General features: G+C 50.2%; 8 tRNA genes and 1 rRNA gene. All 9 read right to left on the bottom strand.

Going from position 1 to position 1,029, the window contains the following annotated elements:
- Positions 1 to 77, bottom strand: a tRNA-Pro gene (locus tag AC59HZ_RS31355).
- A 7-nt stretch (positions 78 to 84) separates the two neighbouring features.
- Positions 85 to 161, bottom strand: a tRNA-Arg gene (locus tag AC59HZ_RS31350).
- 35 nt (positions 162 to 196) lie between these two features.
- Positions 197 to 285, bottom strand: a tRNA-Leu gene (locus AC59HZ_RS31345).
- A gap of 5 nt (positions 286 to 290) precedes the next feature.
- Positions 291 to 365, bottom strand: a tRNA-Gly gene (locus AC59HZ_RS31340).
- Positions 366 to 379: 14 nt separating this feature from the next.
- A tRNA-Leu gene (locus AC59HZ_RS31335) sits at positions 380 to 464 on the bottom strand.
- A 37-nt stretch (positions 465 to 501) separates the two neighbouring features.
- Positions 502 to 574: transfer RNA gene (locus AC59HZ_RS31330), tRNA-Lys, on the bottom strand.
- Positions 575 to 579: 5 nt separating this feature from the next.
- Positions 580 to 655 (bottom strand) — tRNA-Thr (locus AC59HZ_RS31325).
- Between the two features lie 22 nt (positions 656 to 677).
- Positions 678 to 753, bottom strand: a tRNA-Val gene (locus AC59HZ_RS31320).
- 10 nt (positions 754 to 763) lie between these two features.
- Positions 764 to 880, bottom strand: a 5S ribosomal RNA gene (gene rrf, locus AC59HZ_RS31315).
- Positions 881 to 1,029 lie beyond the last annotated feature (149 nt).

The following is a 1,029-nucleotide window of genomic DNA, read 5'->3' as shown; positions in this document are numbered from 1 at the left end:
TGGTCGGGAAGACAGGATTCGAACCTGCGACCCCTTGGTCCCAAACCAAGTGCTCTACCAAGCTGAGCTACTTCCCGTATATAATGGCGCGCCCGAAAGGAGTCGAACCCATAACCTTCTGATCCGTAGTCAGACGCTCTATCCAATTGAGCTACGGGCGCATTATATTGAATGTTTTTTTGCTATCACAAAAACTTGGTGCCGAGGACCGGAATCGAACCGGTACGGTAGTCACCTACCGCAGGATTTTAAGTCCTGTGCGTCTGCCAGTTCCGCCACCCCGGCAAAAATGGAGCGGAAGACGGGATTCGAACCCGCGACCCCCACCTTGGCAAGGTGGTGTTCTACCACTGAACTACTTCCGCATATTAAATTTAAATGGTGCGGGTGAAGGGAGTCGAACCCCCACGCCTTGCGGCGCCAGATCCTAAGTCTGGTGCGTCTGCCAATTCCGCCACACCCGCATATTGAAAGTTATTTTGCTTTCGCAAAAAACTTTGATGAGCCATGAAGGACTCGAACCTTCGACCCTCTGATTAAAAGTCAGATGCTCTACCGACTGAGCTAATGGCTCAAACATGGTGCCGGCGAGAGGACTTGAACCCCCAACCTACTGATTACAAGTCAGTTGCTCTACCAATTGAGCTACCCCGGCATAGGTTTACATAATAAAATTATGGTGGAGGATGACGGGATCGAACCGCCGACCCTCTGCTTGTAAGGCAGATGCTCTCCCAGCTGAGCTAATCCTCCATATATAACAGCCTGGCAACGTCCTACTCTCACAGGGGCGCGTGCCCCAACTACCATCGGCGCTGAGAAGCTTAACTTCCGTGTTCGGTATGGGAACGGGTGTGACCTTCTCGCCATAATTACCAGACTTGTTTTTTAAGGGTTCATTCCCTCAAAACTAGATAATGCAGAAGAAGTTTGTAAAAACGAGTTCACCTTAATGACTTGGTTAAGTCCTCGAACGATTAGTATCAGTCAGCTCCACACGTCACCGCGCTTCCACCTCTGACCTATCAA

This window comes from Neobacillus sp. DZ-9, from assembly GCF_059587065.1.
The sequence above is the reverse complement of the archived record's forward strand: the minus strand, read 5'-3'. Positions and strand labels throughout refer to the sequence as shown.